Below are 26,809 nucleotides of genomic sequence, written 5' to 3'. Positions count from 1 at the left end.
ACCTGAAGAAGGTGCTTTATTTTCCAGTGCAAAACGCACAAATGAAAGGCTACTCAATGTCAAGCATTCTGACTAATACCAGCGCGATGGTCGCCCTGCAAACCATGCGTGGAATCAACAAGAACCTGGCGCAGACGCAAGGTGAAATTTCGACCGGCAAATCCATCTCCACTGCCCGGGACAATGCGGCAGTCTGGTCAATCTCCAAGGTGATGGAATCAGATGTGGGCGGGCTGAAAGCGATCGGTGACACGCTCGCTTTGGGCAAGTCCACGGTGGCAGTGGCACGGGTGGCCGCGGAAACGACCGTTGATCTGATGCAGCAGATGCAAAGTCTTATTGTCGCGGCACAGGAAGAGAATGTTGATCGGGAGAAGATTCAAAGCGAAGTTGCTGCCTTGCAAGATCAGATCGAGCAGGTTTTGGACGCAGCACAGTTCAACGGCCTGAATCTGGTAAATGGCACCCAGACCGATCCTCTGGAAATCCTGTCATCGCTCAACCGAGACGCGACTGGCGTCGAAGCCAATACTATCGATATCGCTGCTGCTGATCTCGATCTGCTGGACGGGCTTAGCGACGCGTTGGACTGGGATGTATCAACCGCAGCAGGTGCTGTAACGGCCTTGGAGGAATTTGAGGCAATGTTGCAGGTTGCTATTGGTGCCGCCGCAACCTTTGGTTCTGTAGAAAAGCGTATCGATATTCAGGCAGAATTCACCAAAAACCTGTCTGATGCATTGACCACGGGGATAGGGTCGCTGGTGGATGCCGATCTGGAAGCGGCCTCTGCACGGCTACAGGCGCTTCAAGTGCAGCAGCAGCTGGCCACGCAGTCACTCTCGATTGCAAACCAGCAGCCACAGAACATTCTGGCCTTGTTTCGCTAAGAGTCGGATTCAAAACTCTTCGTTGTATTTCAGTTTCTTGCGAGATGCCGCGTTACGCGTCTAATGTGTGCGATGAGGATCCAAGCTTCTGCGCTTGCGATGGATTTCTCCCAGTCTTTCGACAGGCGCCGACATCGGTTCAGCCAAGCAAAGGTGCGCTCGACGACCCACCGTCGTGGCAGCACTTCAAAGCCCTCCGCGGTGTCGGAGCGCTTGACGATCTGGACGGTCCATCGGCCGAGGGCTTTTAGCGCATCCCGTAGCTTGGGCCCTGCATACCCGCCGTCAGCGAATACGTGCCGCAATGACGGGTAGCGTGCGACGATAGCTTTCAACACATCCGGCGCACCATCCCGGTCCTGAATTCCGGCGCTATGGACCACCAGGCTCAGCAGTAATCCTACCGTGTCGGTTACGATGTGGCGCTTGCGGCCCTTGATCCTTTTGCCTGCATCATAGCCGCTAACCCCTCCACTTTCAGTGGTTTTTACGCTCTGGCTATCGATGACCCCGGCTGTTGGCTGGGCTTTACGGCCCTCGGCCAATCGCGCGGCTTCAACCAGCTGGCGGTTCATCTCCTCAAGCAAGCCGTTATCACGCCACGTGTAGAAATAACCCCGCACCGTCGACACCGGCGGAAAGTCGTGGGGCAACATGCGCCACTGGCATCCGGTCGTTGCGATGTAGAGGATCGCGTCGAAGATGTCGCGCAAATCTGTCGTGCGTGGTCTGCCGGTTGTCTTGGGTGGCGGCATCAAAGGCGCTATCAACGACCATTCTGCGTCAGTCATATCGCTTGCGTATCTGCCGCCTTTTCGGTCATGTTGGCGACGGGTGAGTTCGGTCCAGGCCATTGGGGTCTCCGTTCAGCTTCACAACCGAATAGAATCACAACCTGCTGAACTCACTCAACTACTTTTAAATCGGGCTCTAAGTAACCGGTCGTGGGCCCCGCGCGGTCGGGGCCCACGCATAATCGACCTTTAGTATCGAAAGGGTCCAGCGATGAACGCCCACACCTTGGCGAATGCCGCCTACGGTCAGCCAAATACTGCTCAGAAAACCCCGCGTTCCGCAGAATATGATGTCATCGCGCGCATCACATTCAGATTGAGAACTGCGGTCGAATCCAACCCTCAGAACTTCGCCGATATAGCGCAAGCCATGTATGAGAACCGACGGCTGTGGACCGAGCTTGCAAGCGACCTGTCAGGGTCAGGCAATGGCCTGCCCGATACGCTGCGGCTGCAATTGTTGCAACTCGCGGCATTCACCTCGCGCCACACGGATGAGGTTCTGGCGGGACGCGCGGAGGCGTCAGTGCTGATTGATGTTAACCTTGCCATCATGCGCGGGTTGTCCGGAAAGGTCGACATGACATGACCGGACTTGTGATCCGACTTGCGCCCCATGAGCGTGTTCTGCTGAATGGCGCCGTCATCGAGAACGGCGACAGGCGAACAAGCCTGTCGATCAGGACACCAAATGCGCATGTTTTGCGCTTGCGTGATGCCATCCACCCGGAACAGGCCAACACACCCGTAAAGCGGACATGTTATCTGGCGCAACTGATCCTCGCGGGCGATTCCCAGGCAGAAGACATGATCACGCCACTGATACGCGCGATTGATCAGTTGGCGCAGGTATTCACCGACCCGGACAGTCAGAAACTTCTGAACAACGCGTCGGAAACGGCCCAGAAGGGCGAGTTCTATCAAACCTTGAAATCCCTGCGCGCACTTCTGCCGCGCGAAGAACGTCTCTTTACCGCGCGGTTGTCATGAGCTTTCAGCCTGTCATTCCACTTTCTGGCCTTGGTGGATGGGCGTTCTTGAACCGCACACGCGCGCGTCAGGAAGCAAGCTTCAATGCGGTGCCGCAATTGCAACGCGACGTCGCGTATTTCGAAGAGAAATTTCAGAAGATTTCGACAGCTGACCAACTGGTGGCAGATCGCCGGTTGTTGCGCGTCACTTTGGGCGCGTTTGGCTTGCAAGACGATCTGGACAACCGCGCCTTCATCCGCCAGATCATTGAGGGAGGAACGGATGACCGCCGCGCCTTGGCCAATCGCCTTGCAGACAAAAGGTATTTTGCCCTTGCAAGCGCATTGGGACATCTTGCCAAAACAGATCCCACGGACTTGCAACCCGATCTGGCAGAACGACTGACCGCGTCCTACAAGGGGCGCGCCTTCGAGATTTCAGTGGGGGAACAGGACCAAACGCTGAGGCTGGCGCTCTCGCTACAACGTGAACTGCCGCAATTGGCAGAAAGCTATTCCACGCAGGCGTCCCGCTGGTTCGCGGCACTTGGCAACCCGCCTCTGCGCCAGTTACTTGAAACCAGCCTTGGGTTGCCAAAGGAATTTGGCCTGCTTGATATCGAAGATCAAGTCACTCGGATGCAAATCGCCATGAGCAAACGCTTTGGCACCTCCGATCTGCTGGATATGGCTGATCCGGTAAAGCTAAAAGCCCTGACGCACAGGTTCCTGATCATGTCCCAAATAAGAGAGGTGCAGGCCGAAATGTCGGCCAATAACGTGGCCCTTATATTGTTACAAAACATCAGAAGCTGACGTGCGTATGCTCAGTGTTTCGATGCGCGCCCGAACGTATACGATCCGAGTCCCGCAAGGTGCATGTTCCCGTCCCACGAAGCTTGTGTGCACAGGCATTGATCGTGGACCCATGGCGCTACCAGACCGGTTTGGCCGATTGGCGGCACCCATGCTTGCCACTCAGGTCTTCCACGCCTTGCACATGTGGTTGCATAGAATGCGCCCTGTTTGGCGCATAGGACGGCGGCGGATTTGTTCTGCGCAGCGCACGCGGCTCAGACGGCGGGCGCGCGGATGACCGTCTGGGCGTTCTGCACAATGCTGAATCTCCGCGCAAAGGAGAAACGAGGGCAATTTTACCATGGACTGCGCGGCGTACCCTTATGGGGTAGGCAGCGCGCGCCAACCTCCGCCATGGTAGCGCTGCGCCAGCTGACCGGCATCATCCATCTGGATCAGATGCAGCCAGCCATTGTCAAACAAGGCCCGAAGCTGGGCGTGGCGGTCGAGAATATCACTGATGGCGCCCACTGGGGCGCGGACTATCACACTCAGCCGCAACGGGACATGGTGAGCGCGCACGCCATCATGCACCGACTGCCAAGCAAGCCCGGTGCGCGGCGCATGGCCATTGCCCTCGAACACACCAAACCCGCCAACCACATTATGCAGCAGCTTATTGCCAGCGCCAAACGCCTGTGGTGCCGTGACCGACCCATAATATTGCAGGCTGATCCAGCTTGCCACAACAACGGGCGCTGTCAGGATCAACTCCAAAGTGGCAAACCCGTCATCGCGCTGCCAGTCATATTCATGCAAAAAGGCACGCGCCCCCAGATCACGGCCCCGGCTGACATCGCGCGGCGCGGCAAGGAAAGCGGCACAGCCCGCCAGCCCCCATTCGGGCCGGGTTTCCGCCCAATCGAGTGCACGGGCTGGCAGGTTTCCCCCCTGATCGCCCGCACGTGGAAGCGTTTTCGCGCGCTCTGCGCGCGCCAAGGCACTGGCCTGATCCAACCAAGCCCGGATTTCAGCCGAGTTTGGGCCAAGCGGGTCATACAGCGTGACGCTGTCGGCGGTTGTATCATGCAGCGCGCCCATAAACCGAGTGTCGGCGGGAATGACGATGCCGCGTTGCGCAAGTTGCAGCCGCAGTTGCGGATCATTCAGTAGGCCCGCCAGTGCACGTGCGCTGACCTCGCCGGAATGCCCACCGCATGCCCCACATTGCAGGGCCGACTGGTGCGGGTTGTTGGTGACATGCGCGCCATGCCCCACCAGCAGCACAACTGGCGCAAAATCCTTGGTCAGGCCCATTGCGTGCAAGACCTTCGCCGCCAGATCCACACGTTGCGCCAGATCCAAGCCCGCAATCTGTGGCACGGGTTCCGGTGTGGTGCGGCCATGCAGGCCAAGGCTGTCGCGGATGATCTTGGCCAGATACAGCGGGCCTGTCGCCTCGACAAAGGCGAAAGACGACACGGCTGCCAGCTTGAACCGCCCCCAAGCCCGCCAGGCGCGTGCAGTGATCTGCGCGACATGGCTGGTGCGCGCATCCGTGTCGGGGCTTGTGCACAGCGCAGGTTTCAACAGCACCGGAAGATGCGCCTCGTGCGCGCAGGCATCCAACGGCCTATGTGCCAGAGGCAGGCCGAAAAAACCCGCAAAACCGAGTGTTTGAATGCCGCAATCGCAGCTTTCCAACGCACGCCGATAGCGTTCAGAGCGGACATCTATGCAAAACACCGCTTGCAGGGTCGGACCGGCCAGTGCCTTGACCGGTGCAGGTTCGGACAGCGTGCTGACCAGATCGCGCTGATGTGCCAATTCCAACGCAAGCTGCAGCGTCGCATCCAACTCCAACTGTCTGGACGGCACGACCGGCTGGGCATGTTCGGCAATGACAAGCGCCCAATCGGCACCGATCTGGTCGTGATACTGCGCCAGAAGGGCTGCATCCCAGATCATACGCAGCGCCAAAAGGTCGGTCACGGTGTCATCACTTTGCCCGTCAAGTTCCGCTTGCCACAGCTTCCAGCGCGCAACCTGCGCCCAGCCGCCCAACTCGATCAGCCAGCGATGCACCGCACTTTCAGCGCCATCCGCTCCAAGGCCAAGCTGGTCAGCCGCCCGTAGCAGCGCGAAAGATGCCGTATCAGGCGCATCCGCCACCAGATTGCAAAACCCGCGCAAGCCCATGATTTCAGGTGTCAGATCGTGGCTGGCAAAGGCACGCCACGCGTCATAAGCACTGCGCCCTTGCGGCGCGGGCCACAGCGCCTGCCCCTGATCGAAATAGCCCGAGGCCCAAGCCCCGATCCGCGCCGCAACAATTTCGGGCCAGTCAATGCCGCTGACCTGGGCCGCAAGATCGGCAACGGTGGGCAGGGGCTCGGGGTCCGGCGTATCTGTATGCAGTGCGCCCTCCAACTCTGTCAGGGTCTGACCCGGACAAAGGTCCAGCGCCGCCAGCAGGTCGGCGCGGGTCAGGCGCCCCTCTGCAAAGGCAGTGCGAAACGCGGCTCTGGGCTGGGTTACGCGCAACCCGCCCGCGCGGGCAAGCCGTGCACCGGTCTGCGCCAGCCCCTCATTCGTGTGCCCCAGATAGGGGTTGACCGCGACCGTGGCCGAGAGCGGGAAGGCTGGCGGGATCAGGCGAGCCGCCCGGCGTGCCCCCTCGATGATGGCCAGAAACGGAGCGTCAAAATTCGAGTGGTTGGGAAGTTTCACAGACTTGATCCTCTCACAGCACAGTCAGGCGCGGGTTTTCGGCAGGCCATTGGTCAGCCGGTCGATCAGGGGGGCGACATACAGCCCGTTGGCCAGATGTACGCGCAGGCCTTGCGCGGCCGGATGACCGGCCCAAAGGGGAAACAAAGCTTGCGCCAGCGCGACAGACCCGAAACTTGTCAGCACCAGCACCATCACCGCCCATTCCAAAGCATCCGGGGCCGCTGGTACGGGCAAAGTGCCTGCCATCAGCCAGTCGATCCCGGCATGCAGCATGAAATAGCTGGCCGAGGTCACGAGTGCTGCCACCGAAATGCGCTTGGTCAGGCTGGCGGGCGCGGCATCGGCAAGACCCTGTGCGATCAGATAGGCCACGCCGAAGATCAGGATAGCGCCCAGCGCAAAGGCCTGCGGCGGCTTGCCCGACAATCCGAAGAAGAACCCGACAGCGGCGAAGATCGCCAGCGCCAGACCAAAGGCCCGCGCCACATTGCGCGCGGACGGAACTGCCACAGGGCCGGGCCGGCGCGCAGCGGCCACATGGGCAATCGCGCTGCCCGAACTCAGAAAGGCATGCGCCTTGTAGAGCGAGTGGGCCAGAATATGCAGGGTCGCCAATGCGAACAGCCCCAGCCCGATTTGCAGCATCATGAATCCCATCTGCGCGATCGTCGACCACGCCAGAGAGGTCTTGACCGCTGGCTGCGCCAGCATTGCCAAACTGCCGAACAGCGCCGTGAATCCGCCCAGCAGGGCCAGTGCGGCCATGATGCCGGGCGCTGTCAGCAGGATATCTGCCATACGGATCAGCACAAAGCCCCCTGCATTGACAATTCCCGCATGCAGCAATGCCGATACAGGGGTGGGCGCTTCCATCACCTCGGTCAGCCAGCCATGCAGCGGGAATTGCGCGGCCTTCAACAGCCCGCCGATCACCAACAACCCCGCCCCCAGCACAGCCATAGGGCCGCTTGCAGTTGCATTCAGCGTCGCAATATCGGCAGTGCCAAACGACAGCACGAGAACACTGCTCGCAGCAATCAGAGCGGCATCACCTGCGCGGCTGGCCACACGCATCCGCGCGGCGGCCCGCTGGGCACGCGGGCGCTCGGCATAAGTCAGCAGCAATTGCCGCAGCCCGATGCCCGCCCCGATGAAGCCCAAACAGAGCTGCCCCAGATTGCCCGCACTGACCAGCGCGGTCACACTCGCCAAGGTTAGCATCAGCCAGCCCATGAACGCGCCCTGACGCGCTTCACCATCCAGATAGGTTGTGGAAAACCGTGTAATGACCCAGCCCAGCAGACCGACCAGAAGCAGCATCACAACTGACAGCAAATCCAGCCGCACCGAGAGCCCGAATGTGGCCACGCCAAGAACAGGGGATGTTTGTGCCCCATACAGCCACAGCACACACGCGGCCCCAAGGGCCAGTACCAAACCGGCAAGGCTGGCGACTTCGGCCAGAAACAAGGTCATGGTGGGGCGCATCTGCTGGCCCAGTAAGCAGGCCAGTCCGGCGGCGCTTAGGATTAGGATGGACAGGTATGGTATCAAGGTCAGCATCACGCATCTCCGCTTCAGGCAGTCCGCCGCAGATATTCCAGCCGAAAGATTTGTAAAAATACATTGTTTGCGTCAATTTGATCTATTAAATAGAACTATGTCTCTGATGAATTACAAGCATCTGCGCTATTTTCAGGCCGTCGCCCATGACGGTAACCTGACGCGCGCAGCACAGGCGCTGAATCTGTCGCAATCCGCGCTGTCCACGCAGATCCGCACCTTGGAAGATCGCCTTGGCCATAACCTGTTCGACCGGATCGGCCGCCAGCTTGTACTGACCGAAGCGGGGCGTATCGCGCTGGACTATGCCGATGCCATTTTCAAAACCGGCGATGAAATGGTCGCGGTTCTGGCCCAAAGCGACACCGGACGGCGGGCTGTGCGCGTAGGCGCTCTGGCCACATTGTCGCGCAATTTCCAATTGGATTTCCTCCGCCCCCTGATCGCGCGTGCGGATGTCGAGGTGATCTTGCGCTCTGGCTCTCAGGGCGAATTGCTCAGCGACTTGCAGGCGTTGCGGCTGGATATTGTGCTGACCAACACCCCGCCCCCGCGCGACAGGGCTGCGCCGTGGCTGGCGCAGAAGATATCCGAGCAACCCGTCAGCCTGATCGCAACTCCAGAGCTGTGCGCGGGCCGCGATGATCTGACAACCTTGCTGACGCACGAAGCACTGGTATTACCCACACTTGAGACAGGCTTGCGCGCAGGCTTTGATCTGTGGGCCGCGCGTCGGGGTTTGCGCCCGCAGATCGCCGCCGAAGTGGATGATATTGCCATGATGCGCCTGCTGGCGCGCGAAGGGGCCGGGATTGCGGTGCTGCCGCCGATTGCCGTGCGCGATGAGTTGGCCTCTGGCTTGCTGATCGAGGTAGCGCAGATCGACGGGCTGGTCGAGAGTTTCCATGCCATAACCCTGTCGCGGAGGTTTCCAAACCCGCTGGTCGATGAATTGCTGCAAGCGCAAGGTTAACGCCTTGCCCTGTTTATCCTCAACACATACGGGATAAAGTTTGCGCTGGCAGGGCTTGACGTGCCCGCCCAGAGAGGGCAGGTGCAGCGCATGTTGCGCATTATAGATATCTCCTACTCCGTCGAAGGCCGCCCCTTGTTCGAGGCGGCCTCTGCCAATATTCCCGATGGTCACAAGATTGGCCTTGTCGGGCGCAACGGAACTGGCAAAACCACGCTGTTTCGCCTGATCCGAGGCGAGTTGACGCTGGACGGGGGCACGATTTCACTGCCGTCGCGCGCGCGTATTGGCGGGGTCGCACAAGAAGTTCCGTCGTCATCCACCTCGCTGATTGACACGGTTCTGGAGGCAGATACCGAGCGCGCGGCCCTGATGGCCGAATCTGAAACCGCGCAGGATGCAGGCCAGATTGCAGCCATTCAGGCAAGACTGGTCGATATTGACGCGTGGTCCGCCGAAGGGCGCGCAAGTTCCATCCTGAAGGGACTGGGCTTCGATGCCGAGGCCCAGCTTCGCCCCTGTTCCGATTTCTCGGGCGGCTGGCGGATGCGCGTGGCGCTGGCGGGGGTTCTGTTTGCCCAACCCGACCTGCTGCTGCTGGACGAGCCGACAAACTATCTGGACCTTGAAGGCGCGCTGTGGCTGGAAACCTATCTGGCAAAATATCCGCATACCGTCATCATCATCAGCCATGATCGTGGTCTGCTGAACCGTGCTGTGGACCATATTCTGCACCTCGAAGACCGCAAACTGACGCTCTACACCGGCGGCTACGACTATTTCGCCCGCACCCGCGCCGAGCAACGCGCCGTTCTGGCCGCCGAAGCGCATAAAGTCGCCGCGCAGCGCGCACATATGCAAAAATTCGTGGACCGTTTCCGCGCGCAAGCCACCAAGGCGCGGCAGGCCCAGTCGCGGCTGAAAATGCTGGAAAAACTGACACCCACCACGCCCCCTTCCGAGGCGGCGCGCCATGTCTTTACCTTTCCCGCCCCCGAAGAACTGTCGCCCCCCATTCTGCGGCTGGAAGGGGCATCTGTTGGCTATGGCGGCCCGCCAGTGCTGAAGGGGTTGGATCTTCGCATCGATCAGGATGACCGCATCGCCCTTCTGGGCCGCAATGGCGAAGGCAAATCAACCCTGTCAAAACTGCTGGCCGAGAAGCTGACAGGCTCTGGCACCGTGACGCGCGCGGCGAAATTGCGCGTGGGGTATTTCGCCCAGCATCAGGTGGATGAGCTGGAGCTGGACGAAACACCCTTGCAGCATTTGCAACGCGCCCGCCCCGGCGAGGCTCCGCCACGGCTGCGCGCGCGGCTTGCAGGCTTCGGGTTGATGGCGGAACAGGCGGAAACTGTGGTCACCCGCCTGTCAGGCGGACAAAAGGCGCGGCTGTCGCTGTTGCTGGCCACACTTGATGCGCCCCACATGCTCATTCTTGATGAGCCGACAAACCACCTTGATATTGAAAGCCGTGAAGCGCTGGTCGATGCGCTGACCGCCTATACTGGCGCGGTCGTGCTGGTCAGCCATGACATGCATTTGCTGTCGCTTGTGGCAGACAGGCTCTGGCTGGTCTCGGATGGCAAGGTGACGCCCTATGATGGCGATCTGGAAAGCTATCGCAATTTCCTGTTGTCCAGCACCACCAAGCCTGTGCGCGAAAAGCCCGCCGCCAAGCCAAAGCCGCGCGCGACACGCGATGAAGTGATTGCCCTGCGCAGCGAATTGCGCAAATGCGAAAGCCGCATCAGCAAGCTGGAGCAGATGCGCGACAAGCTGGCAACCAAACTTGCAGACACAGCGCTGTATGACGATGGACGACTAAGCGAGTTGCAAGTCTGGCAGGCGAAATATGCCGAAGTCATGGACGGGTTGGACCGCGCCGAGGCCATGTGGATGAAAGCGCAGGCCGCGCTGGATACCGCTCAGGCAGAGTAACTCAGCCTATCATCATCTGCGCATCCCCCATACGCTGATAATGGCGGCTTAGCCGTTGCAAGGCGATGCGCAGCACAATCTTGCCCGAACGCGCGGACCAGCCCAGCGCCTGTTCAGCCGACTCGACCCCCTCAAGGCGGCAACAACAGCGCAGCGCCACATCCCCCAACTCCGGCCCGAGGTCGCGCAGCACTTCCAGAACGCGCGATCTTGCCGCCCTGGTGCCGGGTGGCGCGATATTCGGGCCGGTCACTGCGCGGTTTTCCAACGCAGCTATGGCATCCTCTGTTGTCATGTGGGGACTCGTGTCGAGTTGGGCCATGACAAAATCCTCGCGCAAACGGGCGGCCGCCAACACAAGCGGCGCGCCCAGAAAGGGTTGGCCATTCTTGTCACGCCGGCGCGCAAGCACCGTGACCGGACTTTCGGTGCCACCATAACGCAATCGCCCAGCGGCACCCGGTTCGGGGCTGCCGAATGGTGCGAAGGGCAGCCCGTGTTGGGCGCAATAGCGCCGCAACGCCGAGCGCCCCGAAGGTGAGATGACATAGCTTGCGACACGCCCGCGATTGCGGCAACTGATCCAGTCATTCAACGCCATGACTTCGGCAACACACCGGTCCAGCACACAAACGCGCTGCGGAACCCCCTCAGGGTCGTCACATGTCACGACAGCTTTGGGCATGTCCAATGCCACGATCAACACAGATTTGGCCTGCGACAGATGTTGCAGAACCTGCATGGCTTTGGGTTCAAACGCAGGGTCAACAAGTGCGGTTGGTTGACGTGGCGAAATAGTCGTCATTGATATGACACCCTTTTCTGACAGGGGCTTGGGTGGGGCGCGCAACGCATCATCAAGGCGGCGCAGCGCATCATCTACAAGCGGATCATCACGGCGGTTTTCAAAATGGCGGACCTGACGCAAGACAGTCGAGGCATGGCATCCGTAGTCCTTTCCCAGCGCGCGCAACGATTTCCCCGCTCCGACATGGGACAAATACAGCCGCACTCCGAAAGGAAGCAGATCACCTATCGCCTGATTGCGGCACACTGCTTTCCCGTTCGCTATTGTGCCTTGCGCAGACATATCAGCGCGCGCTCCCTAACCAATTCTCAACCTATGAGTGTCAAAGTTACCAGTTTGTTAACCAGACCTTCGACAGTCTCAGAATGGTTACAAATTCCTAAATCCTGTTGAAGCTACCGCGCGCTGGTGCGAAATCCTGCGCAACGCCCTGTGTGCCTGTGCGATTATGACCATGCTCAGAATATTGGGGACAACTGAATGCACATTTCCACAACGGTATTAGACACGCTTATTCGCCCACGCCTTTTGATTGTATCGGCCCGCTATGCCTTGCGCGATTACAACCGCGCTCACAGGTTGGCGCGCTTGCTGGGCCTGCCAATGGCGCGCAGCCTGCCGACACCACACGTGGCCCTCTCCCAACTGCTGGAACGCGAACGCGCTCTTGAACATGCCCGCCGCACCCATGACGCAAGCTGGAGCGCGTCCGAGCATGTCGCTGTCATGACGGCCCTGTTGCATGAAGCCCTGCTTGACATGCACAGCCCCACGGCCCCAGCCCTGCCCTGCCCCGATGCGATCAGCCCCGCGATATCTGCCTAGAGTTGTGAGCCAGCCTCTGCGGGCGCGGTGGCCGCCTGCGCCATCGCGTCAAGGGCCATGTCAATCACTTCCAGCCCCGCGTTCGGGCGATGGGCCTGTTCGGACAGCACCCTGCGCCAGTGGCGCGCACCGGGCTTGCCTGCAAAAAGCCCCAACATATGCCGGGTGATCGAGGCAAGCTTCGTTCCATGCGCAAGCTCTCGCGCAATGTAGGGGCGCATGGCATCAATGGCAGATTGAAGTGTCGTCGTGGAGGACTGGCCAAATATTTCGGCATCGGCCCCCAGCAGCAGGTCAGCGGGGCGCTGATACGCAGCCCTGCCGATCATCACTCCATCCAGCCCCTGATCCAGAAACCCGCGCGCTTGTGCCAGCGACGTGATCCCGCCATTGATGCTGATGTGCAAATGTGGGAACTCGGCCTTCATTGCCAGAACCAAAGGGTAGTCCAGCGGCGGGATCTCGCGGTTATCTTTGGGCGACAGACCTTGCAGCCACGCCTTGCGGGCGTGGATTGTGACATGGCCAACACCAGCCTGCGACAGCACCTCAAGAAACTTCGGCAAGGCCTCATGCGGGTCTTGTTCATCCACACCGATGCGGCATTTGACACTCACCTCTGCCGGGCTTGCCGCTTGCATAGCCGCACAAATTTCGCCCACCAGATTGGGTTGGGTCATCAACACGGCCCCAAAACAGCCCGATTGCACGCGATCAGACGGACACCCGCAATTCAGGTTGATCTCCTGATACCCTGCCTCCGCCCCCATGCGCGCGGCTTGCGCCAGTTCAACCGGGTCCGAGCCCCCGAGTTGCAAGACCAACGGGTTTTCCTGCGGGTCATGCCGGAGCAAATGCAGCGCATTGCCGCGCACAAGTGCAGGCGCAGTCACCATCTCGGTATACAGTTGCGCATGGCGCGACAATTGACGGTGAAAGAACCGACAATGCCGATCCGTCCAATCCATCATCGGCGCGACGGACAGTCTGGCATTATGTTTCGCTTTCATTTTCTGTGCATCTTTAGATTGCCGACGGTGGATGTAGCGTACACGGAGAAATCCCCTGCCCCCGCGACAATGCCAAGCGACGGGCACGGGCAGAATTGAACGCCCTTATGTAGATCACTGGGTAGCACTGGACAAGTCGTCCTTTTCCTGCGTCAAGGCTTCTCACGCGCGCCCATCGTCCCCCTCATAATCAATATCTGCGAAGTCAGCAAACCGCCGCACCAAACAGACCATGAAGCTGCAAATCGAATCCGGTAGCTGCGCGATATGTGTCTGTTCCTTCCCGACAAACGCAACCTGATCGCGGGCTAAACGGCTGTGCGATGGTCTGCCCCTGCTACGATTGACTTCGTGTCATTGCACTGACGTGTCTTAACCATCAGGTTGCCTCGTCAATTCTGACTAATGTTATTCCCACAGATCTGTCGCATCAATGGACTGTCGCGCGACACAGATCGAGGTAGCCCCCTACTTGGGGTTACCCGACAGCCCTTCGCCCCGCCTGCGCCAAAGAGTTCAGTCCAGCAGTCGCTTCATGTCGGCGAGCAACTCGGCGCGTCGCTCAAAACCGATACCGGGCGAGTCGGGCAGGCGGACATGGCCGTCTTCGACCGGAATGTCATCAGCAAACCCGTTATAAGGGCGAAACACGTCCGGATAACTTTCATTGCCCCCCAGATGCAGCCCGGCCGCCATATTGAGCGAAAGCTGATGCCCGCCATGCGGCACCACCCGCCGTGAAGACCAGCCCATTTCTGCCATCACATCCAGCGTGCGCAGATATTCCACCAGCCCGTAGCTGAGCGAGCAGTCGAATTGCAGCCAATCCCTGTCGGGTCGCATCCCGCCGTGGCGCAGCAGGTTGCGCGCATCCTGATGGGAAAACAGGTTTTCACCCGTCGCCATCGCATGATCGTAATGGTTGGCAAGTTCGGCTTGCAGGGCATAGTCCAGCGGATCGCCTGCCTCTTCATACCAAAACAGGTTGTAGGGCGCGAGTGCTTCTGCATACCTGATCGCTGTATCCAGATCGAAACGGCCATTGGCATCCACACACAGGTTGCGCCCGTGGCCCACGACTTCGAGCGCGGCCTCGATGCGGCGCTGATCCTCATCAAGGGACGCACCGCCGATCTTCATTTTAACGACGCGGTAGCCGCGGTCGAGATAGCTCTGCATCTCGGCCTGAAGCGCGCGGTGGTCCTTGCCGGGGTAGTAATACCCGCCTGCCGCATAGAGCCAGACCTTGTCGTCTGCGACCCCGCCACGATAGCGGTCCGCAAGCAGTTTCCAGAGCGGCACATCGGCAATCTTTGCCACTGCATCCCAGACGGCCATGTCTACGGCACCCACGGCAACCGGGCGCTCGCCATGCCCGCCCGGTTTTTCGTTTTTCATCATCACATCCCAGATCCGGAAAGGATCAAGATTGTTGCCAGTGTCATCAAGCAGGCTGTCGGGGTCTGCGTCGGTCAGGCGGGGAAGTATACGATTGCGCAGAATGCCCTGCACGTCATAGCGGCCATTGGAGTGGTAGCCATAGCCGACCACTGGTTTGCCGTCTCGGATCACATCGGTGATGATTGCGACCACCGAGCACGTCATCCGCGAGAAGTCGATATAGGCATTGGATATATTTGACGAGATTGAGGCGACATTCTCGCGGATTTCGACGATGCGCATGTTTGGGCTCCGGTATTCGTTTGTGGCTTTCAGGACGGGGACGGTCTGGTGATCCTTTGCAGTGGGTACTGCCGCTAAAATGTTGCACTCTTCCTTTTGCTGGTCCGAAGAACGACTTCGGCATGCATAACACGTTTCTTGAAACGCCCCAAAGCGGCACCCAAGACCGTGTGATGCTGGCAACAAACAGCATCCTGACTTTTCGCTCCTAGCTCATAGCGGACCCCGGATCAGAGTTGCAATTCTAATGGCCATAGTGCCGCAGGCAGATCCAGAATGCAGATCGGACGCAAGACGCTTGTGATGTACAGATCGGAAGATAGCGGCGAAAAGACTGGCTTTCTTTGGGTTTCGTTGTCGCCCAGACAGGCACTCTGGGTCATCGGTTGTGGCAAGCGGGCTGGTTGCCCGCTCTACGAATGCGCACGCCGACGCCACGCTTTCCACACAGGCAGAAGTAGCAGTGCGACAGTCGCAATGACGAAACCAGCGGCAATGGGCCGCTCAAGAAATATCATTGGATCACCTCGTGAAATCAGAAACGCGCGGCGCAGATTTGTCTCGATCAGCGGCCCAAGCACAAAGCCCAGTAAAAGCAACGCTGGGCTGAATTTCGCAATCGCCAGCAAATATCCGGCAAGGCCTATCCCCGCCACGGCCATGATATCAAAACTTAGCCCCCTGACCGAATAGACGCCAAGGCAGAGGAACACGAGGATAGCCGGATAAAGGTAGTTGAACGGAATGCGCAGCATCGCAACCCAGATGCCGATCAGCGGCAGGTTCAGGACCAGCAGCAACAGATTGCCAATGCCGAAACTGGCGACCAGCCCCCAGAACATTTCAGGTCGCGCCTCCAGCATCATGGGGCCGGGCTGAATGCCGTGGATGACCAGCGCACCAAGCAGCAGCGCCATGATCGGATCGCCCGGAATGCCAAGGGTCAATGTGGGTGCGAACGCGGTGATGGCGGCAGAGTTGTTGGCGGATTCCGGCCCCGCCACACCTTCGACTGCGCCTTTCCCGAACCTCTCTGGCCGGCGCGCGATCCGTCGTTCCATCGAATAGCTGAGAAAGGATGACAGCGTCGATCCGGTGCCGGGCAAAGCGCCGAAGAAACTGCCAAGCGCACTGCCGCGCAGCATGGGCGAGATCATGCGGCGCAAATCATCCCGCGACGGCATCAGCCGCCGTAGCCCTATACGCGCCGCCACGCTCTGCCGGTCGGGGTTGCGGACATTTGCGATAACCTCGGCCACGCCGAACAGGCCCATCGCAAGGGCGACAAGGTTGATCCCGTCCAAAAGCTCTGTCTGGCCGAAGGTGAACCTTTGCGCGCCCGAGTTGACGTCTGTACCGATACAGCCCAACAACAGGCCCAGTGTCACCATGGCAAAGCCCTTGGCGGGCCGGGCTGTCCCAATTGTGGACGCCGCAACAAGGCCAAGGATCATCATCGCGGCATAATCCGCCGCGCCAAAAGCCGTGGCCGCGCGCGACAACCAGTTTGCCAGCAGGACCAGAACAAGTATCCCGATCATCGAGCCGACAAAGGACGACGCCATCGCCGTGAACAGGGCCACACCGGCGCGCCCGTTTTGCGCCATCGGGTATCCGTCCAGCGTGGTCACGGCAGATTGCGGCGTGCCCGGAAGCCGCAACAGGATTGAGGCCACCGCCCCGCCATATTGCGCGCCATAATAGACGCCAGCCAGCATGATCAGGGCCGCTTCAGGGGTGATGTAATAGGTAATTGGCAGCAGCAGCGAGATGGCCGCCATCGCCCCGATACCAGGCAGGACACCAACAAATGTCCCCAGCACTACGCCCAGAAAGCAGTAGATCAGCACTTCTGGCTGCGTGACGAATCCGATGCCGAATAACAGGCCTTCCCACGTCGTCATGACAGGCGCGGCCAGACAGGCAAGGTCATGCGCAGGCCCACGCTGAACACCAGCACAGTCAGCACCGTCACGCCCAAAGCCAACACAATACGCCACACCCAGCCCTTGCGCGGCGCAGGCAGGGATGCGACCAGAACCGTGATCGCTGTCGCCCCCGCAAGCCCCAGACGCGACAGGCTCAGCGCAAAGATCACAATCGCTGCAAGCACAGCAAGGGCAGTCGCTGGCTCTATCTTTGGGGGCTCCGCGCTGCGTGCCAGTGCGGGCAGCGCGATGACCAGACCCAGCAGGAACAAGGCGGCACCCAAGAGTACAGGGAAGAAACCCGGCCCCATGCGCCGCAAGCTGCCCATGTCATAATACATGGCAGCCCAGAGCGCTGCCCCGGCACCCAAGATGGCCAAAAGCAAGCCACCAAAGATGTCGGGCCAGTCGCGCTGCATCTTGAACCTTTTACTGTGCTTCGACGCGGTCGATCACTGCCCCCCACATCGCCGTATCCTCGACGATGCGCGCGCGCAGATCATCAGCCGAGCCCGGTGCGGCCTGCCAGCCAATGTTGACCAGCTGCTCCTGTACTGTGGGGTCAGCAAGGATGTCTGCAATCTCGGTGTTCAGCCGGTCGATGATGGCGTCATCCGTGCCCGCGGGCGCGATAAAGGCATTCCACAGCTCGGCCCGGAAATCGTCCGGCAGACCGGCATTTCCGGCGATCAACGGCACGTCAGGGGCCTGTGCAAACGGTTCGGACGAAGTGATGCCCAGCATACGCATGGTTCCGGCCTCGACATACGGCAGGGCGGCGGAGGGGGCCATGAAACCGGCGTCAATCTCGCCCCCGAGAATCGAGGTGGTAACCTCCGCATAGCTGGTAAAGGGTATGTGCAGCATGCTGACGCCCGCCTCGGTTGCGAACAATTCGGCAGTCAGATGCGCGCCAGACCCTTGCCCGACCGAGCCATAGGCGATTGCTTCAGCATCCACCCCGGCGGCGTCAACGAAGCTTGCCAGATCGTCCACATCGCTATCGGCAGAAACGGCAAGAACCAGCGGCGAGGTGGCGATCAGTGTAACCGGCAGAATGTCTGCCTCAACATCGAAACCAGTGCTGTCCATCATACGCTGTGCGGTGGTCAGCGGTCCGTTGATTGTTGTGCCAAATGTGTGCCCGTCGCCCGCCGAAACCAGCATCTGTTGTATACCGATCACGCCACCCGCACCGGGCCGGTTTTCGATCACGATGGGTTGGCCCAAACGTTGTGCCAACTCGTCGGCAACAATGCGTGCAAGGGTATCAGGCGATGAACCGGCTGGAAATCCTACAAAAACACGAACAGGGCCGGTTGGCCATCCGTCTTGCCCAAAGGCGGGAACCGCCATCAAAGCAACTGCGCCAGCAAGCGCCACACGGCGCGTAAATTGAGTGTTCACGAGTGTCTCCTCCACTTTTCCGACGACAAAAGATACTATCGCGGCACTGATTGCAATGCTTTCTGAACTGTCGGGCGCAGGCGGAACGTCACGCTCAGGTTTTGAGTTTCTAGGCGGCCAACCCGCCCGAGGGATCGCGGCGCGGGCGCAGGGTGCGGGTCAGGATCAGCAGCATGATTGCGATATTCAGCGCATTCCAGACGATTCCGTTCACGAACGCCAACTGATAAGACCCGGTCAGGTCATGAATCCAGCCGGACATCCAGCCGCCGAGCGCCATGCCAAGGATCGTTGCCATGATCACAAAGCCCACCCGTTCACCTGCTTCGCGTGCGGGCATGTATTCGCGCACGATCAAGGCATAAGCGGGAACTATTCCGCCCTGTGCAAGCCCGAACACCAGACTGACAATATAAAGCGAGACAAGACCGCCCGCTGGCAGATAAAGAAACAGCGCCAGCATTTGCAACACCGAGCCGATAAGCAACGTCAACACGCCGCCCAACTTGTCCGCGATCAACCCCGATATCAGCCGCGATACCACGCCCCCCAGCAGCATGAGCGACAACATCTCGGCACCCACGGCAGGACCAAACCCCCGGTCAACGCAAAGTGCCACGATATGCACTTGCGGCATGGACATGGCCACGCAGCAGCCAAGCCCCGCCAAAGCGAGCAGCCATGCGAGCGCGCGCGGTGACAAGCCACAGGCCGCACGGTTCGCCAGCGAGAAATTTGCAGCGGCTGTCATGCTCAGTTCCGGAACACGGCGGCGCAGCAACAGCGCCAACGGGATCAGCAACACTGTAACGATCACGGCCAGCGCAAGACACACAGCGCGCCACCCATTCTCTGACAAGACCCCTGCCAGCATCATCGGCCAGATTGCACCAGACAGATAGTTGCCGCTGGCCGCCACTGCCACAGCGATGCCGCGCCTGCGCTGGAACCAGTGCGAAATATCAGCAATCAGTGGCCCGAAACTCGCCGCAGAGCCCAAACCGATCACAAAATGCACAAGAGATAATATCAGAATGGATGGGCTGGCTGCTGCGGCCAGATACCCTATTCCCGACAGCAGACTCGCACCAATCAAAGCGCTGGAGATACCAAACCGGTCAACTGCACGGCCGATCAGCAGGTTTCCCAACCCAAAGCCCAACATGGTCAGCGTATAGGGCAGAGACGAATCCGCCCGCGACACCCCGAATTCCGCCTGTACGGCCGGCATGATGACAATCACCGACCACATGCCCACATTGCCGATGGTCGCAATCGCCAGCGTTACAGCCAGCCGTGCCCATGAATAGCGGCTGTCAAAAACCAATTGCTCTGACATGCATAGACCCTAACAGATTGATTGCGAAAACAGGGGGCAGACGCAGAACTCCGCGCAACGCCCGTCATTTGGTAACAAGTTCACCAATTTATCCGATTGATCAAGTATTTCGTGTTGCATCCAAGCGTGGGGTTCACAGTAGCATCTGCCCCTTCAACAAGGGGTTGAGTGGCGGGGGGCAAGCCGCTAGGTGTCAGCAAACGCCCGCAGAAAAGCCAATGGTATCGGCAAGCGACGGCACTTTTTTTACCGTGAACGATTCGCAGGAAGCAAAATGACGGCCGAAACCGACGCGCGCATCGCCCGCCTACTTCATCACCGCAAAGCGGGCCTTGCATTGGGAGAGCCTGTGGTGCCCCCGATCTCGGTCGCAACTACCTTTCACCTGCCGCAAACCCAAGGTGCCCTGCATTCCTATGGCCGCGCAGGCCAGCCCACATGGGACGCTGTCGAAGCGCAGCTTGCTATACTAGAGGACGCCGAAGTGGTCTCATTTCCGTCCGGGATGGCCGCGATTACAGCGGCGCTTGTGTGCTGTCTCAAGGCCGGGGCACGCGTGATGATCCCCTCGGATGGTTATTACGTGACCCGGCTGTTGGGTCGTGACATGCTACAGGTTTACGGGGTGGATGTGGTGCAGATCCCGACCTATGAGATGGAAACCGCAGATTTCGCGGGGTTTGACGTCATCTATATCGAGACGCCCTCGAATCCCGGCCTCGACACTGTCGACATTGCCGCCATCGTTGCGCGCGCCCATGCTGCGGGCGCGCGGGTCATTGTTGACAACACCACGATGACCCCCATCCTTCAGCGCCCGCTGGATCTTGGTGCCGATCTGGTCGTGGCCGCTGACACCAAGGCCCCGTCGGGCCATTCCGATGCGCTCTTTGGTCATGTCGCGGGACGGGACGCGGCCTTGATGGCGCGCGTAGCAGATTGGCGGCGGCAGTCCGGATCGGTGCCCGGCCCGTTCGAGGCCTATCTGGTTCATCGCGGGCTTGAGACGCTGGAGGTGCGCCTAAGCCGGATGTGCGCGTCAGCAGAAGTCATTGCTGAGCGGCTGGCCCAGCATCCAGAAGTGCGCGGCGTGCGGTATCCTGGGTTACCGAATGATCGCTCGCACAAGGCAGTTGGCGGGCAAATGACCAATGGCGGCTTCCTGATCGGCTTTGAGTTGGCCGATGCAGCGACAGCAGAACGCTTCCTTGCCCGCTGCCCGTTGATTGAGCAGGCCACCAGCTTCGGCGGGGTCCATTCAGCCGCCGAACGCCGTGCGCGCTGGGGCGATGAAGTGGCCGAGGGATTCATCCGGCTGTCGGTCGGGGTCGAACCGGTCGAGGTGTTGTGGCAGTCCATCGCAGCGGCGCTTATTGCAGAGTGAGCCGCCCGCTCATGCAGGATGAGGCGACTGAACGCGGACGCCTTCTTGGCTGCCTGACCGTCTTCGAATGATTTGGATCAGGCGGCCTGATTTTGGTCTGGAGGGCTCTGACTCTGTTGGTTGATGTTATGCTGCCTTGCGCTGATGGATCACGCACCATTCAGAAACTGAACTGGAGGCCATAGTCGTGCTGAAAATTGGCCCGGTAGATCCACCGCGCGAATTTCACCTGACAGGCTCTGGCACCGGCGGTGTTGCGGGGTTTGCCAAGGGCGGCGCACAGATTACGCTTGAAGAAGATGGCGCGCGCACCCTATTGCGTTACACAGCCCGCGCTGATGTTGGCGGCATGCAGGCATCTTGAGGGAAATCTGAGAACAGCTCATGCACTTGGTCGCCAACTTCACATTTTTTCAGGATACACAGACACTTCTGGTGGCCGTTATCGCCGTGTTTCTTGTCGGCTTGTCGAAAGGCGGACTTGGCGGGGCTTTCGCGCTGATGGGCGTTCCCATTCTTTCCCTTGTCATGCCGCCCATGCAGGCGGCCGCGTTGCTGCTTCCGATCTTGCTTATGATGGATGGAATAAGTGTCTGGACTTGGCGGGGCTGGTTTGATCGCACGACGCTGTGGTATTTGTTGCCCCCTGCAATGGTGGGCATAGTGATAGGGACACTGACCGCTGCGATAACGTCAGAGTCGTTTGTGCGCTTGATTGTCGGATTGCTGGCCTTGGGGTTCGTTGTGCGTATGACCGTGCTGCGTGCAGGTGAGCAACCAAGAGGCCAAGGGCGATTGAGCGGTGCCTTCTGGGGCGCATTCGCAGGGTTTACCAGTTTCGTGGCGCACGCGGGAGGGCCGCCATTTCAGGTCTATGCCTTGCAATTGAAGCTTGATCCCCGCCTCTACACTGGCACAAGCGTGATGTTTTTCGCGATCGTCAACCTCGTCAAGGTGGCACCCTATGCGGCACTGGGACATTTTGAGACGAAAACTTTGGCCTCAGCGGCGGTCATGTTGCCCTTGGCTGTCGTCTCGACACTCCTTGGGGCCATGATCATAAAACGCATAAATGCGCAGGTTTTCTATCCATTCATGTATGCCATGTTAACCTTGGTAGGGGCGAAATTGGTGTGGGATGGAGTGACCGCATTCTGGTATTGATCGCCTATAAATCAAAGGCTTTCGCCGAGTTGGCAATCAGCACGAACAAACCAAATGAACGGGTCAAGTGTCACCGCTGGCCGAAATCGACACCCAAGCTGCGCCCATGAGCGACTTCCGGAAGTCTCGTTTCTCTGCAAAGTCACCACATCACCACCGGGATGCAAGCTTGGCGTCGCCCCATATCTCAGGAGCGGCGCTGCATTTCGGAGTTCAGAAAAAGCCGAGTTTATTGGGGTTATAGCTGACCAACATATTCTTGGTTTGCTGATAGTGGTCGAGCATCATCTTGTGGTTCTCACGCCCGATCCCGGATTGTTTGTAGCCGCCAAATGCAGCATGAGCCGGGTAGGCATGATAGTTGTTGACCCAAACACGGCCCGCCTCGATCGCGCGGCCAAAGCGGTAAGCGCGCGTGCCATCACGGGTCCAGACACCTGCCCCAAGGCCATACATCGTGTCATTGGCAAGAGCGAGAGCCTCTGCTTCGTCCTTGAATGTCGTAACCGAGACGACAGGGCCGAAGATTTCTTCTTGGAAAACGCGCATCTTGTTGTGGCCTTTCAGGATCGTCGGCTCGATATAATAGCCTCCTGCCAATTCACCATCCAAGTGCTTGGCCTTGCCGCCGATCAGCACTTCAGCGCCTTCTTCCACACCTATGGTAAAGTAGGACATGATTTTGTCGTGCTGTTGCTGACTGGCTTGCGCGCCGACCATAGTCGCCATGTCGCGCGGGTCGCCTTGCTGGATGGCCTTCACACGCGCGATGCAGCGGGCGATAAATTCCTCGTAGATGTCTTCCTGTATCAAAGCGCGTGATGGGCAGGTGCAGACTTCGCCTTGGTTGAAAGCGAATAGGACGAATCCTTCGACGGCCTTGTCAAGAAAGGCATCATCCTGCGCCATGATATCACTGAAGAAAATATTGGGCGATTTGCCGCCCAGTTCCAGTGTGACCGGAATCAGGTTCACGGTTGCGGCTTCCATGATTTTACGGCCTGTGGCCGTGGAGCCAGTGAAGGCAATCTTTGCAATCCGGTTGGAACGGGCAAGCGCCTCACCAGTTTCGGCGCCAAGACCATTTACAATGTTCAGCGTACCTGCGGGCAGCAGATCGGCGATAAGTTCCATCAGCACCATGATCGCCGCCGGCGTCTGTTCGGCTGGTTTCATCACGATGCAGTTGCCATCCGCGAGCGCGGATCATGTCGATACCATGATTGTAGGTGCCCACGGCATCCCCCATCTCGCCCGCGCGGCGGCTCCATTCCGTGGCGCGGTCGGGCGCCCGATCTTCAATGATACCAACCCGCCCGACAACCCAGCCGACTCGGCGGATAGCGGACGCGGTGATGTCGTCTGGGCCGTGCCGGGCTTTCTTGGCGGCAAAAACTGGCAGCATATGGCATACTCGCAGCGCACCGGATATTTCTACGTTCCCGCGAATGAATGGGGCATGGATATCTGGAACGAACCAATCACCTATCGCCAAGGTGCCGCCTATCTCGGTGCGGGTTTCACTATTAAACCGCTATTCGATGACCATATCGGCGCGATGAAGGCGATTGATCCGAACACGATGGAAATCAAGTTTCAGGTCAACAACGCGGCCCCGCTGTGGTCCTCGGTCATGGCGACCGCAGGCGGGCTGGTCTTCTACGGCACGCCCGAAGGCTATATCAAGACTATCGACGATGAAACCGGAGAGGTGCTCTGGCAGTATCAGACCGGTTCCGGCGTTGTTGGCCAGCCGATCACATGGGAAGACGAAGACGGCGTGCAATGGCTATCAGTCGTGTCAGGCTGGGGCGGCGCTGTGCCCCTATGGGGCGGCGAGGTCGCGCAGCAGGTTGCATACCTCAATCAGGGCGGGTCGGTCGTGACCTTCCGTATCCCGGACGCGCTGCTGGCATCCGCCGAATGATCGGGCATCACGCCAAATGACAAACCATGAACCCGGCTCTGTGCCGGGTTCATGCATTCCCGGACCCGTAATCGAAAGTCGCATATGCGCCGCGCCACCTTCCATATCCTTCGTCCCATGGCCATGATTCTCCGCTTAATTATCTTTGCTGTTCTGCTCGCTTTGCCTGCGCGCGCGCAGGTGCTGACGCCCGAGGAAATGCTGGCCTATGTCCCGCCGCCTTTCGGTCTGGGTGAGGCGCTGAACGACAAGGGACTTTACCGCGTCGTCAATTCCGGCGGCGCACCTGCGGGGTATGCTTTCACCACCCCGCCCTATGCCGCACTGCCGGGGTTTGCAGGCGCGCCCATCAACACGCTGGTCGTGCTGAACCGCGCCGGTACATTTGTATCAGTGCGCGTGGTCCAGCATAACGAGCCTATCTTTATCTCTGGCATGGGCGAGGGCCCCTTTCGAGAGTTTTTCGAACAATATGCAGGCAAGTCGATCTGGTCGCGGATGAGTATCGGCACACCATATGGGGGCGCGGATGCGGGCGCGTCATTGGTGCAACTGGACGGCGTCACCAAAGCTACGGCATCTGTACGGATCGCGCATGCATCCATCATGGCAGCGGCGCATTCGGTCGCGCGCGAACATATGCAGGGCCGTATCGCCGCCCCTGCCGCGCGTCCCGATTTCGAGTATGACGAGGCGCTGAGTTGGGCCGATCTGGTCGAACAGGGGCTGGCCCGTCATCTGCGCATCACCAATGCCGAAATTGATGCCATGTTTCAGGGCACAAGATGGGCCTATTCTGACCCTGACGCACAGGCGGACCCGGAGGGCTTGTATCTGGATCTTTGGCTGGTCGATGTACCCCCCCCGGCGATTGCCCGCGCCGCACTCGATCAGAGCACGATTGACCAGATGACCCGGTTTCGGGGCGTCGCGCCAACCGATGAATTCCTGCTGTTGATGGACGCAGGCCGTCACGGTCCGGTCAGTGATACATTCGTGCGCAATACTTCGCCCGATCAGGTCAAGGCCGAACAGGGCGGCTTTCCCATTGCGCTGCGTGACGCCGATTTCTTGGTCGATTTGGCCCCCGATGTGCCCGAAGGCACCGCCATGATCCTGCGCACGGACCGGCGCTTGGGCTTTAATCCGGCAGAGCCATTCACCCTGATCGTTGAGGCCGTGCGCGAACATGGCTTCATCACCCCCGAAATCGGCTAGGCGATTCACACATTTCTGAGTTTCCATCCGTGTGAGACGGATTTGAAGTATTGTAGGCCATGTCGGAATGTAATTGGACCTGGCGGTTTGGATTTTGGGTAGCCGTCCCATCCGCCGAGCTTGGCGATGATCCACGCGGCCCAGGCAAGTGTTTCCGGCGGGTGAGGGTTTTTCTGGAGCGCGGTCTTGCCTTCGAGTTCGGGCAGGAGAGCATGAAGGGTCTGGATTTCGGAGGATGAGAAGGCGATTTTGGCGTCTTGCCCGGACTTGCCATCGCGCGCCTGAACGAGTTGCATGATGGTGCAGGCCGCGCGGGCGGCAATCGCGGTCAGCTTGATCAACCGCTCGGCATTTTCCAGTTGGCTGTCCTCCAGTTGCAACCCCTGTTGCTTCAGGGTGCGGAAGAATTGTTCGATATGCCAGCGTTGCCGGTACCAGCTTACCGCGCGCCAGGCCATGTCCGCATCCTCGACCTTGTGAGTGGTCAAAAGCCGCCATGAGATGGGCTCGGCGCCCGGTGGCGCATTCACCTCGCTGACTTCGATCAGGCTGACCTCCACCGTCTCGGCCAGCCCCGGCTGTCTGGCCAGATTGGCAGGACGCTTGATCGTAACGGGGCCAAATCGGGCCTCAAGTCTGGCGGTGCGCGCCGGGCGCCCTGGGCGTGCGCGCATCGCCACTTGTGCCGTACCTGCCAATTTCAGCGGGGCAGAGGACAGCTTGCCGCCACCTTCCAGGATTGAGCGATCCGTCATGGCACGGGTCAGGATGTGAAAGCCCGGCTCCGGCAATCGTGCCCATTTCTCATAGATATCGCTCTCGCGATCGCCGATTTCAGTCACCATATGCGCCTGGGCCAGAACTGTCTTGGCAGCCTCTGCCGTGCTCAGCCACCGATGCGATTCCTTCTCGGACAGGGGGCGGGCCCGGTGGGGAACACTTACGCGGCCATCGCGTGTCCATATCCGGCCCGCGGCCAAACCCAGAATGCCACCCGTCTCGGCATCCACACCCAGCATCGCGTGGAGCAAAACACCGCGCCCAGACCCCTTGCCGATTGCACCCAGTCCGCGACTGCGCTCTTTGGTTGTCGAGAAATTGAAGTCGCTGCTGTCCTGAATCGCAAGAATATGCCGCCCCGCGCAGGCTTGCGAAAGCTCCGCTCCCCAGCCTTCAATCACCGCCTCAGCCGTCACGCGCGGATTGGCCAGAAAGCGCGAAAATCCGACAATCCCACTGCGGCGGCCACCCGCCAGACGCCGAAGACAGGTGCTCGTGCGCGCCACCATTGCTGCGAGCAGCAGACCCCCCTTTTTGCCAGGCGTTCGTCTCCGAAATCACCCAGCCTCCAGCCTTCCGAAGTCACCACAGACGCCCTCCCACTTTAGGTAGAGCGATCGAATCATGCGCAACAAAAACGGTCAAGTGCCGAAAACCGGAGCGCACAGCCAAA

21 protein-coding genes and 3 pseudogenes are annotated in these 26,809 nt (G+C 59.7%); 12 read left to right on the top strand and 12 right to left on the bottom strand.

Features of this window, described 5'->3' with window-relative positions; all coding sequences use genetic code 11:
- Positions 1–56: 56 nt before the first annotated feature.
- On the top strand, positions 57–890 hold the full coding sequence (locus BD293_RS03940) for a flagellin N-terminal helical domain-containing protein (RefSeq protein WP_142079964.1): 834 nt from the start codon (positions 57–59) through the stop codon (positions 888–890).
- Positions 891–919: 29 nt separating this feature from the next.
- On the opposite strand, the gene BD293_RS03935 is transcribed toward BD293_RS03940, so the two are convergent.
- Positions 920–1,744 carry an IS5 family transposase gene (locus BD293_RS03935; protein ID WP_142079963.1) on the bottom strand — a complete coding sequence of 275 codons (825 nt, stop codon included), beginning with the start codon at positions 1,742–1,744 and terminating at the stop codon, positions 920–922.
- 151 nt (positions 1,745–1,895) lie between these two features.
- Here BD293_RS03935 and flaF point away from each other — a divergent pair, with 151 nt between their 5' ends.
- The 3 genes from flaF to BD293_RS03920 are packed head-to-tail and all read left to right on the top strand — an operon-like array spanning position 1,896 to position 3,471.
- Positions 1,896–2,273: a flagellar biosynthesis regulator FlaF gene (gene flaF, locus BD293_RS03930; protein WP_142079962.1), complete on the top strand. Its 378-nt coding sequence runs from the start codon at positions 1,896–1,898 to the stop codon at positions 2,271–2,273.
- The gene (gene flbT, locus BD293_RS03925) at positions 2,270–2,674 is read left to right on the top strand and encodes a flagellar biosynthesis repressor FlbT (RefSeq protein WP_142079961.1); all 405 of its coding nucleotides are present in this window, start codon (positions 2,270–2,272) and stop codon (positions 2,672–2,674) included. Before flaF ends, flbT begins: the two co-directional genes overlap by 4 nt.
- Positions 2,671–3,471, top strand: coding sequence for a DUF1217 domain-containing protein (locus BD293_RS03920; RefSeq protein WP_142079960.1), 801 nt, complete (start codon positions 2,671–2,673; stop codon positions 3,469–3,471). The genes flbT and BD293_RS03920 overlap by 4 nt, the downstream gene beginning before the upstream one ends.
- Before the next feature lie 363 nt (positions 3,472–3,834).
- On the opposite strand, the gene BD293_RS03915 is transcribed toward BD293_RS03920, so the two are convergent.
- The gene (locus tag BD293_RS03915) at positions 3,835–6,144 is read right to left on the bottom strand and encodes a YbcC family protein (protein ID WP_425467942.1); all 2,310 of its coding nucleotides are present in this window, start codon (positions 6,142–6,144) and stop codon (positions 3,835–3,837) included.
- A 63-nt stretch (positions 6,145–6,207) separates the two neighbouring features.
- A complete protein-coding gene (locus BD293_RS03910) occupies positions 6,208–7,749 on the bottom strand; it encodes a proton-conducting transporter transmembrane domain-containing protein (RefSeq protein ID WP_211840989.1) in 1,542 nt (513 codons plus the stop codon).
- Positions 7,750–7,846: 97 nt separating this feature from the next.
- On the opposite strand from BD293_RS03910, the gene BD293_RS03905 reads away from it, so the two are divergent.
- Together BD293_RS03905 and BD293_RS03900 are read left to right on the top strand one after the other, a co-directional pair.
- Positions 7,847–8,722, top strand: a complete 876-nt coding sequence (locus BD293_RS03905; RefSeq protein ID WP_142079957.1) for a LysR family transcriptional regulator — start codon at positions 7,847–7,849, stop codon at positions 8,720–8,722.
- A gap of 90 nt (positions 8,723–8,812) precedes the next feature.
- Complete coding sequence (locus tag BD293_RS03900) at positions 8,813–10,663, top strand: ABC-F family ATP-binding cassette domain-containing protein (protein ID WP_142079956.1); 1,851 nt, start codon at positions 8,813–8,815, stop codon at positions 10,661–10,663.
- A gap of 1 nt (position 10,664) precedes the next feature.
- On the opposite strand, the gene BD293_RS03895 is transcribed toward BD293_RS03900, so the two are convergent.
- Positions 10,665–11,636, bottom strand: a complete 972-nt coding sequence (locus BD293_RS03895; RefSeq protein WP_246086203.1) for a DUF6456 domain-containing protein — start codon at positions 11,634–11,636, stop codon at positions 10,665–10,667.
- A gap of 315 nt (positions 11,637–11,951) precedes the next feature.
- Between BD293_RS03895 and BD293_RS03890 the strand changes: the two genes are divergently transcribed.
- Entirely contained in the window at positions 11,952–12,296 is a 345-nt protein-coding gene (locus tag BD293_RS03890) for a DUF6477 family protein (RefSeq protein ID WP_142079954.1), read from the top strand.
- On the opposite strand, the gene dusA is transcribed toward BD293_RS03890, so the two are convergent.
- From dusA to BD293_RS03860, 6 genes are all read right to left on the bottom strand, one after another.
- Positions 12,293–13,306: a tRNA dihydrouridine(20/20a) synthase DusA gene (gene dusA / locus BD293_RS03885; protein ID WP_142079953.1), complete on the bottom strand. Its 1,014-nt coding sequence runs from the start codon at positions 13,304–13,306 to the stop codon at positions 12,293–12,295. The two genes, BD293_RS03890 and dusA, sit on opposite strands and share 4 nt — an antisense overlap.
- Positions 13,307–13,822: 516 nt before the next feature.
- Positions 13,823–14,989 (bottom strand): mandelate racemase/muconate lactonizing enzyme family protein, encoded by a 1,167-nt coding sequence (locus tag BD293_RS03880; RefSeq protein WP_142079952.1) that lies wholly within the window; start codon positions 14,987–14,989, stop codon positions 13,823–13,825.
- Positions 14,990–15,402: 413 nt separating this feature from the next.
- Positions 15,403–16,893, bottom strand: a complete 1,491-nt coding sequence (locus tag BD293_RS03875; RefSeq protein WP_142079951.1) for a tripartite tricarboxylate transporter permease — start codon at positions 16,891–16,893, stop codon at positions 15,403–15,405.
- Positions 16,890–17,336 (bottom strand): tripartite tricarboxylate transporter TctB family protein, encoded by a 447-nt coding sequence (locus tag BD293_RS03870; protein ID WP_142079950.1) that lies wholly within the window; start codon positions 17,334–17,336, stop codon positions 16,890–16,892. The genes BD293_RS03875 and BD293_RS03870 overlap by 4 nt, the downstream gene beginning before the upstream one ends.
- Before the next feature lie 10 nt (positions 17,337–17,346).
- Positions 17,347–18,324 (bottom strand): Bug family tripartite tricarboxylate transporter substrate binding protein, encoded by a 978-nt coding sequence (locus BD293_RS03865; protein ID WP_142079949.1) that lies wholly within the window; start codon positions 18,322–18,324, stop codon positions 17,347–17,349.
- 109 nt (positions 18,325–18,433) lie between these two features.
- Positions 18,434–19,663 (bottom strand): MFS transporter, encoded by a 1,230-nt coding sequence (locus tag BD293_RS03860; protein ID WP_142079948.1) that lies wholly within the window; start codon positions 19,661–19,663, stop codon positions 18,434–18,436.
- Positions 19,664–19,937: 274 nt separating this feature from the next.
- Here BD293_RS03860 and BD293_RS03855 point away from each other — a divergent pair, with 274 nt between their 5' ends.
- The 3 genes and pseudogenes from BD293_RS03855 to BD293_RS03845 all read left to right on the top strand — a co-directional run bounded on the left by BD293_RS03855 (position 19,938) and on the right by BD293_RS03845 (position 22,211).
- Complete coding sequence (locus tag BD293_RS03855) at positions 19,938–21,047, top strand: cystathionine gamma-lyase (protein WP_142079947.1); 1,110 nt, start codon at positions 19,938–19,940, stop codon at positions 21,045–21,047.
- 157 nt (positions 21,048–21,204) lie between these two features.
- Positions 21,205–21,405, top strand: a pseudogene (locus BD293_RS03850) (SRPBCC family protein); the annotation flags it as partial.
- A gap of 26 nt (positions 21,406–21,431) precedes the next feature.
- Positions 21,432–22,211 carry a sulfite exporter TauE/SafE family protein gene (locus tag BD293_RS03845; RefSeq protein WP_142079945.1) on the top strand — a complete coding sequence of 260 codons (780 nt, stop codon included), beginning with the start codon at positions 21,432–21,434 and terminating at the stop codon, positions 22,209–22,211.
- A 213-nt stretch (positions 22,212–22,424) separates the two neighbouring features.
- On the opposite strand, the pseudogene BD293_RS03840 reads toward BD293_RS03845, so the two are convergent.
- A pseudogene (locus tag BD293_RS03840) lies at positions 22,425–23,414 on the bottom strand (aldehyde dehydrogenase family protein); the annotation flags it as partial.
- A gap of 82 nt (positions 23,415–23,496) precedes the next feature.
- Between BD293_RS03840 and BD293_RS03835 the strand changes: the two are divergent.
- A pseudogene (locus BD293_RS03835) lies at positions 23,497–24,138 on the top strand (PQQ-binding-like beta-propeller repeat protein); the annotation flags it as partial.
- Between the two features lie 117 nt (positions 24,139–24,255).
- A complete protein-coding gene (locus tag BD293_RS03830; RefSeq protein WP_142079943.1) occupies positions 24,256–25,356 on the top strand; it encodes a hypothetical protein in 1,101 nt (366 codons plus the stop codon).
- A gap of 5 nt (positions 25,357–25,361) precedes the next feature.
- Here the strand turns inward: BD293_RS03830 and BD293_RS03825 are convergent, their stop codons facing one another.
- Positions 25,362–26,645, bottom strand: a complete 1,284-nt coding sequence (locus tag BD293_RS03825; RefSeq protein WP_142079747.1) for an IS4 family transposase — start codon at positions 26,643–26,645, stop codon at positions 25,362–25,364.
- Positions 26,646–26,809 lie beyond the last annotated feature (164 nt).

Source organism: Roseinatronobacter monicus, assembly GCF_006716865.1.
In the GTDB taxonomy this organism is placed as follows: domain Bacteria; phylum Pseudomonadota; class Alphaproteobacteria; order Rhodobacterales; family Rhodobacteraceae; genus Roseinatronobacter; species Roseinatronobacter monicus.
Note: the sequence above shows the minus strand (reverse complement) of the source record. Positions and strands in the feature narration are given on the sequence as shown.

Excerpts from the sequence above, each read along its gene's own strand:
- BD293_RS03860 (WP_142079948.1), bottom strand. The coding sequence starts at position 19,663 with ATGTCAGAGCAATTGGTTTTTGACAGCCGCTATTCATGGGCACGGCTG.
- BD293_RS03920 (WP_142079960.1), top strand. The coding sequence starts at position 2,671 with ATGAGCTTTCAGCCTGTCATTCCACTTTCTGGCCTTGGTGGATGGGCG.
- BD293_RS03905 (WP_142079957.1), top strand. The coding sequence starts at position 7,847 with ATGTCTCTGATGAATTACAAGCATCTGCGCTATTTTCAGGCCGTCGCC.
- BD293_RS03855 (WP_142079947.1), top strand. The coding sequence starts at position 19,938 with ATGACGGCCGAAACCGACGCGCGCATCGCCCGCCTACTTCATCACCGC.
- BD293_RS03910 (WP_211840989.1), bottom strand. The coding sequence starts at position 7,749 with ATGCTGACCTTGATACCATACCTGTCCATCCTAATCCTAAGCGCCGCC.
- BD293_RS03825 (WP_142079747.1), bottom strand. The coding sequence starts at position 26,645 with ATGGTGGCGCGCACGAGCACCTGTCTTCGGCGTCTGGCGGGTGGCCGC.
- BD293_RS03940 (WP_142079964.1), top strand. The coding sequence starts at position 57 with ATGTCAAGCATTCTGACTAATACCAGCGCGATGGTCGCCCTGCAAACC.
- BD293_RS03875 (WP_142079951.1), bottom strand. The coding sequence starts at position 16,893 with ATGACGACGTGGGAAGGCCTGTTATTCGGCATCGGATTCGTCACGCAG.
- BD293_RS03880 (WP_142079952.1), bottom strand. The coding sequence starts at position 14,989 with ATGCGCATCGTCGAAATCCGCGAGAATGTCGCCTCAATCTCGTCAAAT.
- BD293_RS03870 (WP_142079950.1), bottom strand. The coding sequence starts at position 17,336 with ATGCAGCGCGACTGGCCCGACATCTTTGGTGGCTTGCTTTTGGCCATC.
- flbT (WP_142079961.1), top strand. The coding sequence starts at position 2,270 with ATGACCGGACTTGTGATCCGACTTGCGCCCCATGAGCGTGTTCTGCTG.
- BD293_RS03900 (WP_142079956.1), top strand. The coding sequence starts at position 8,813 with ATGTTGCGCATTATAGATATCTCCTACTCCGTCGAAGGCCGCCCCTTG.
- BD293_RS03830 (WP_142079943.1), top strand. The coding sequence starts at position 24,256 with ATGGCCATGATTCTCCGCTTAATTATCTTTGCTGTTCTGCTCGCTTTG.
- BD293_RS03890 (WP_142079954.1), top strand. The coding sequence starts at position 11,952 with ATGCACATTTCCACAACGGTATTAGACACGCTTATTCGCCCACGCCTT.
- BD293_RS03935 (WP_142079963.1), bottom strand. The coding sequence starts at position 1,744 with ATGGCCTGGACCGAACTCACCCGTCGCCAACATGACCGAAAAGGCGGC.
- dusA (WP_142079953.1), bottom strand. The coding sequence starts at position 13,306 with ATGAAAGCGAAACATAATGCCAGACTGTCCGTCGCGCCGATGATGGAT.
- flaF (WP_142079962.1), top strand. The coding sequence starts at position 1,896 with ATGAACGCCCACACCTTGGCGAATGCCGCCTACGGTCAGCCAAATACT.
- BD293_RS03845 (WP_142079945.1), top strand. The coding sequence starts at position 21,432 with ATGCACTTGGTCGCCAACTTCACATTTTTTCAGGATACACAGACACTT.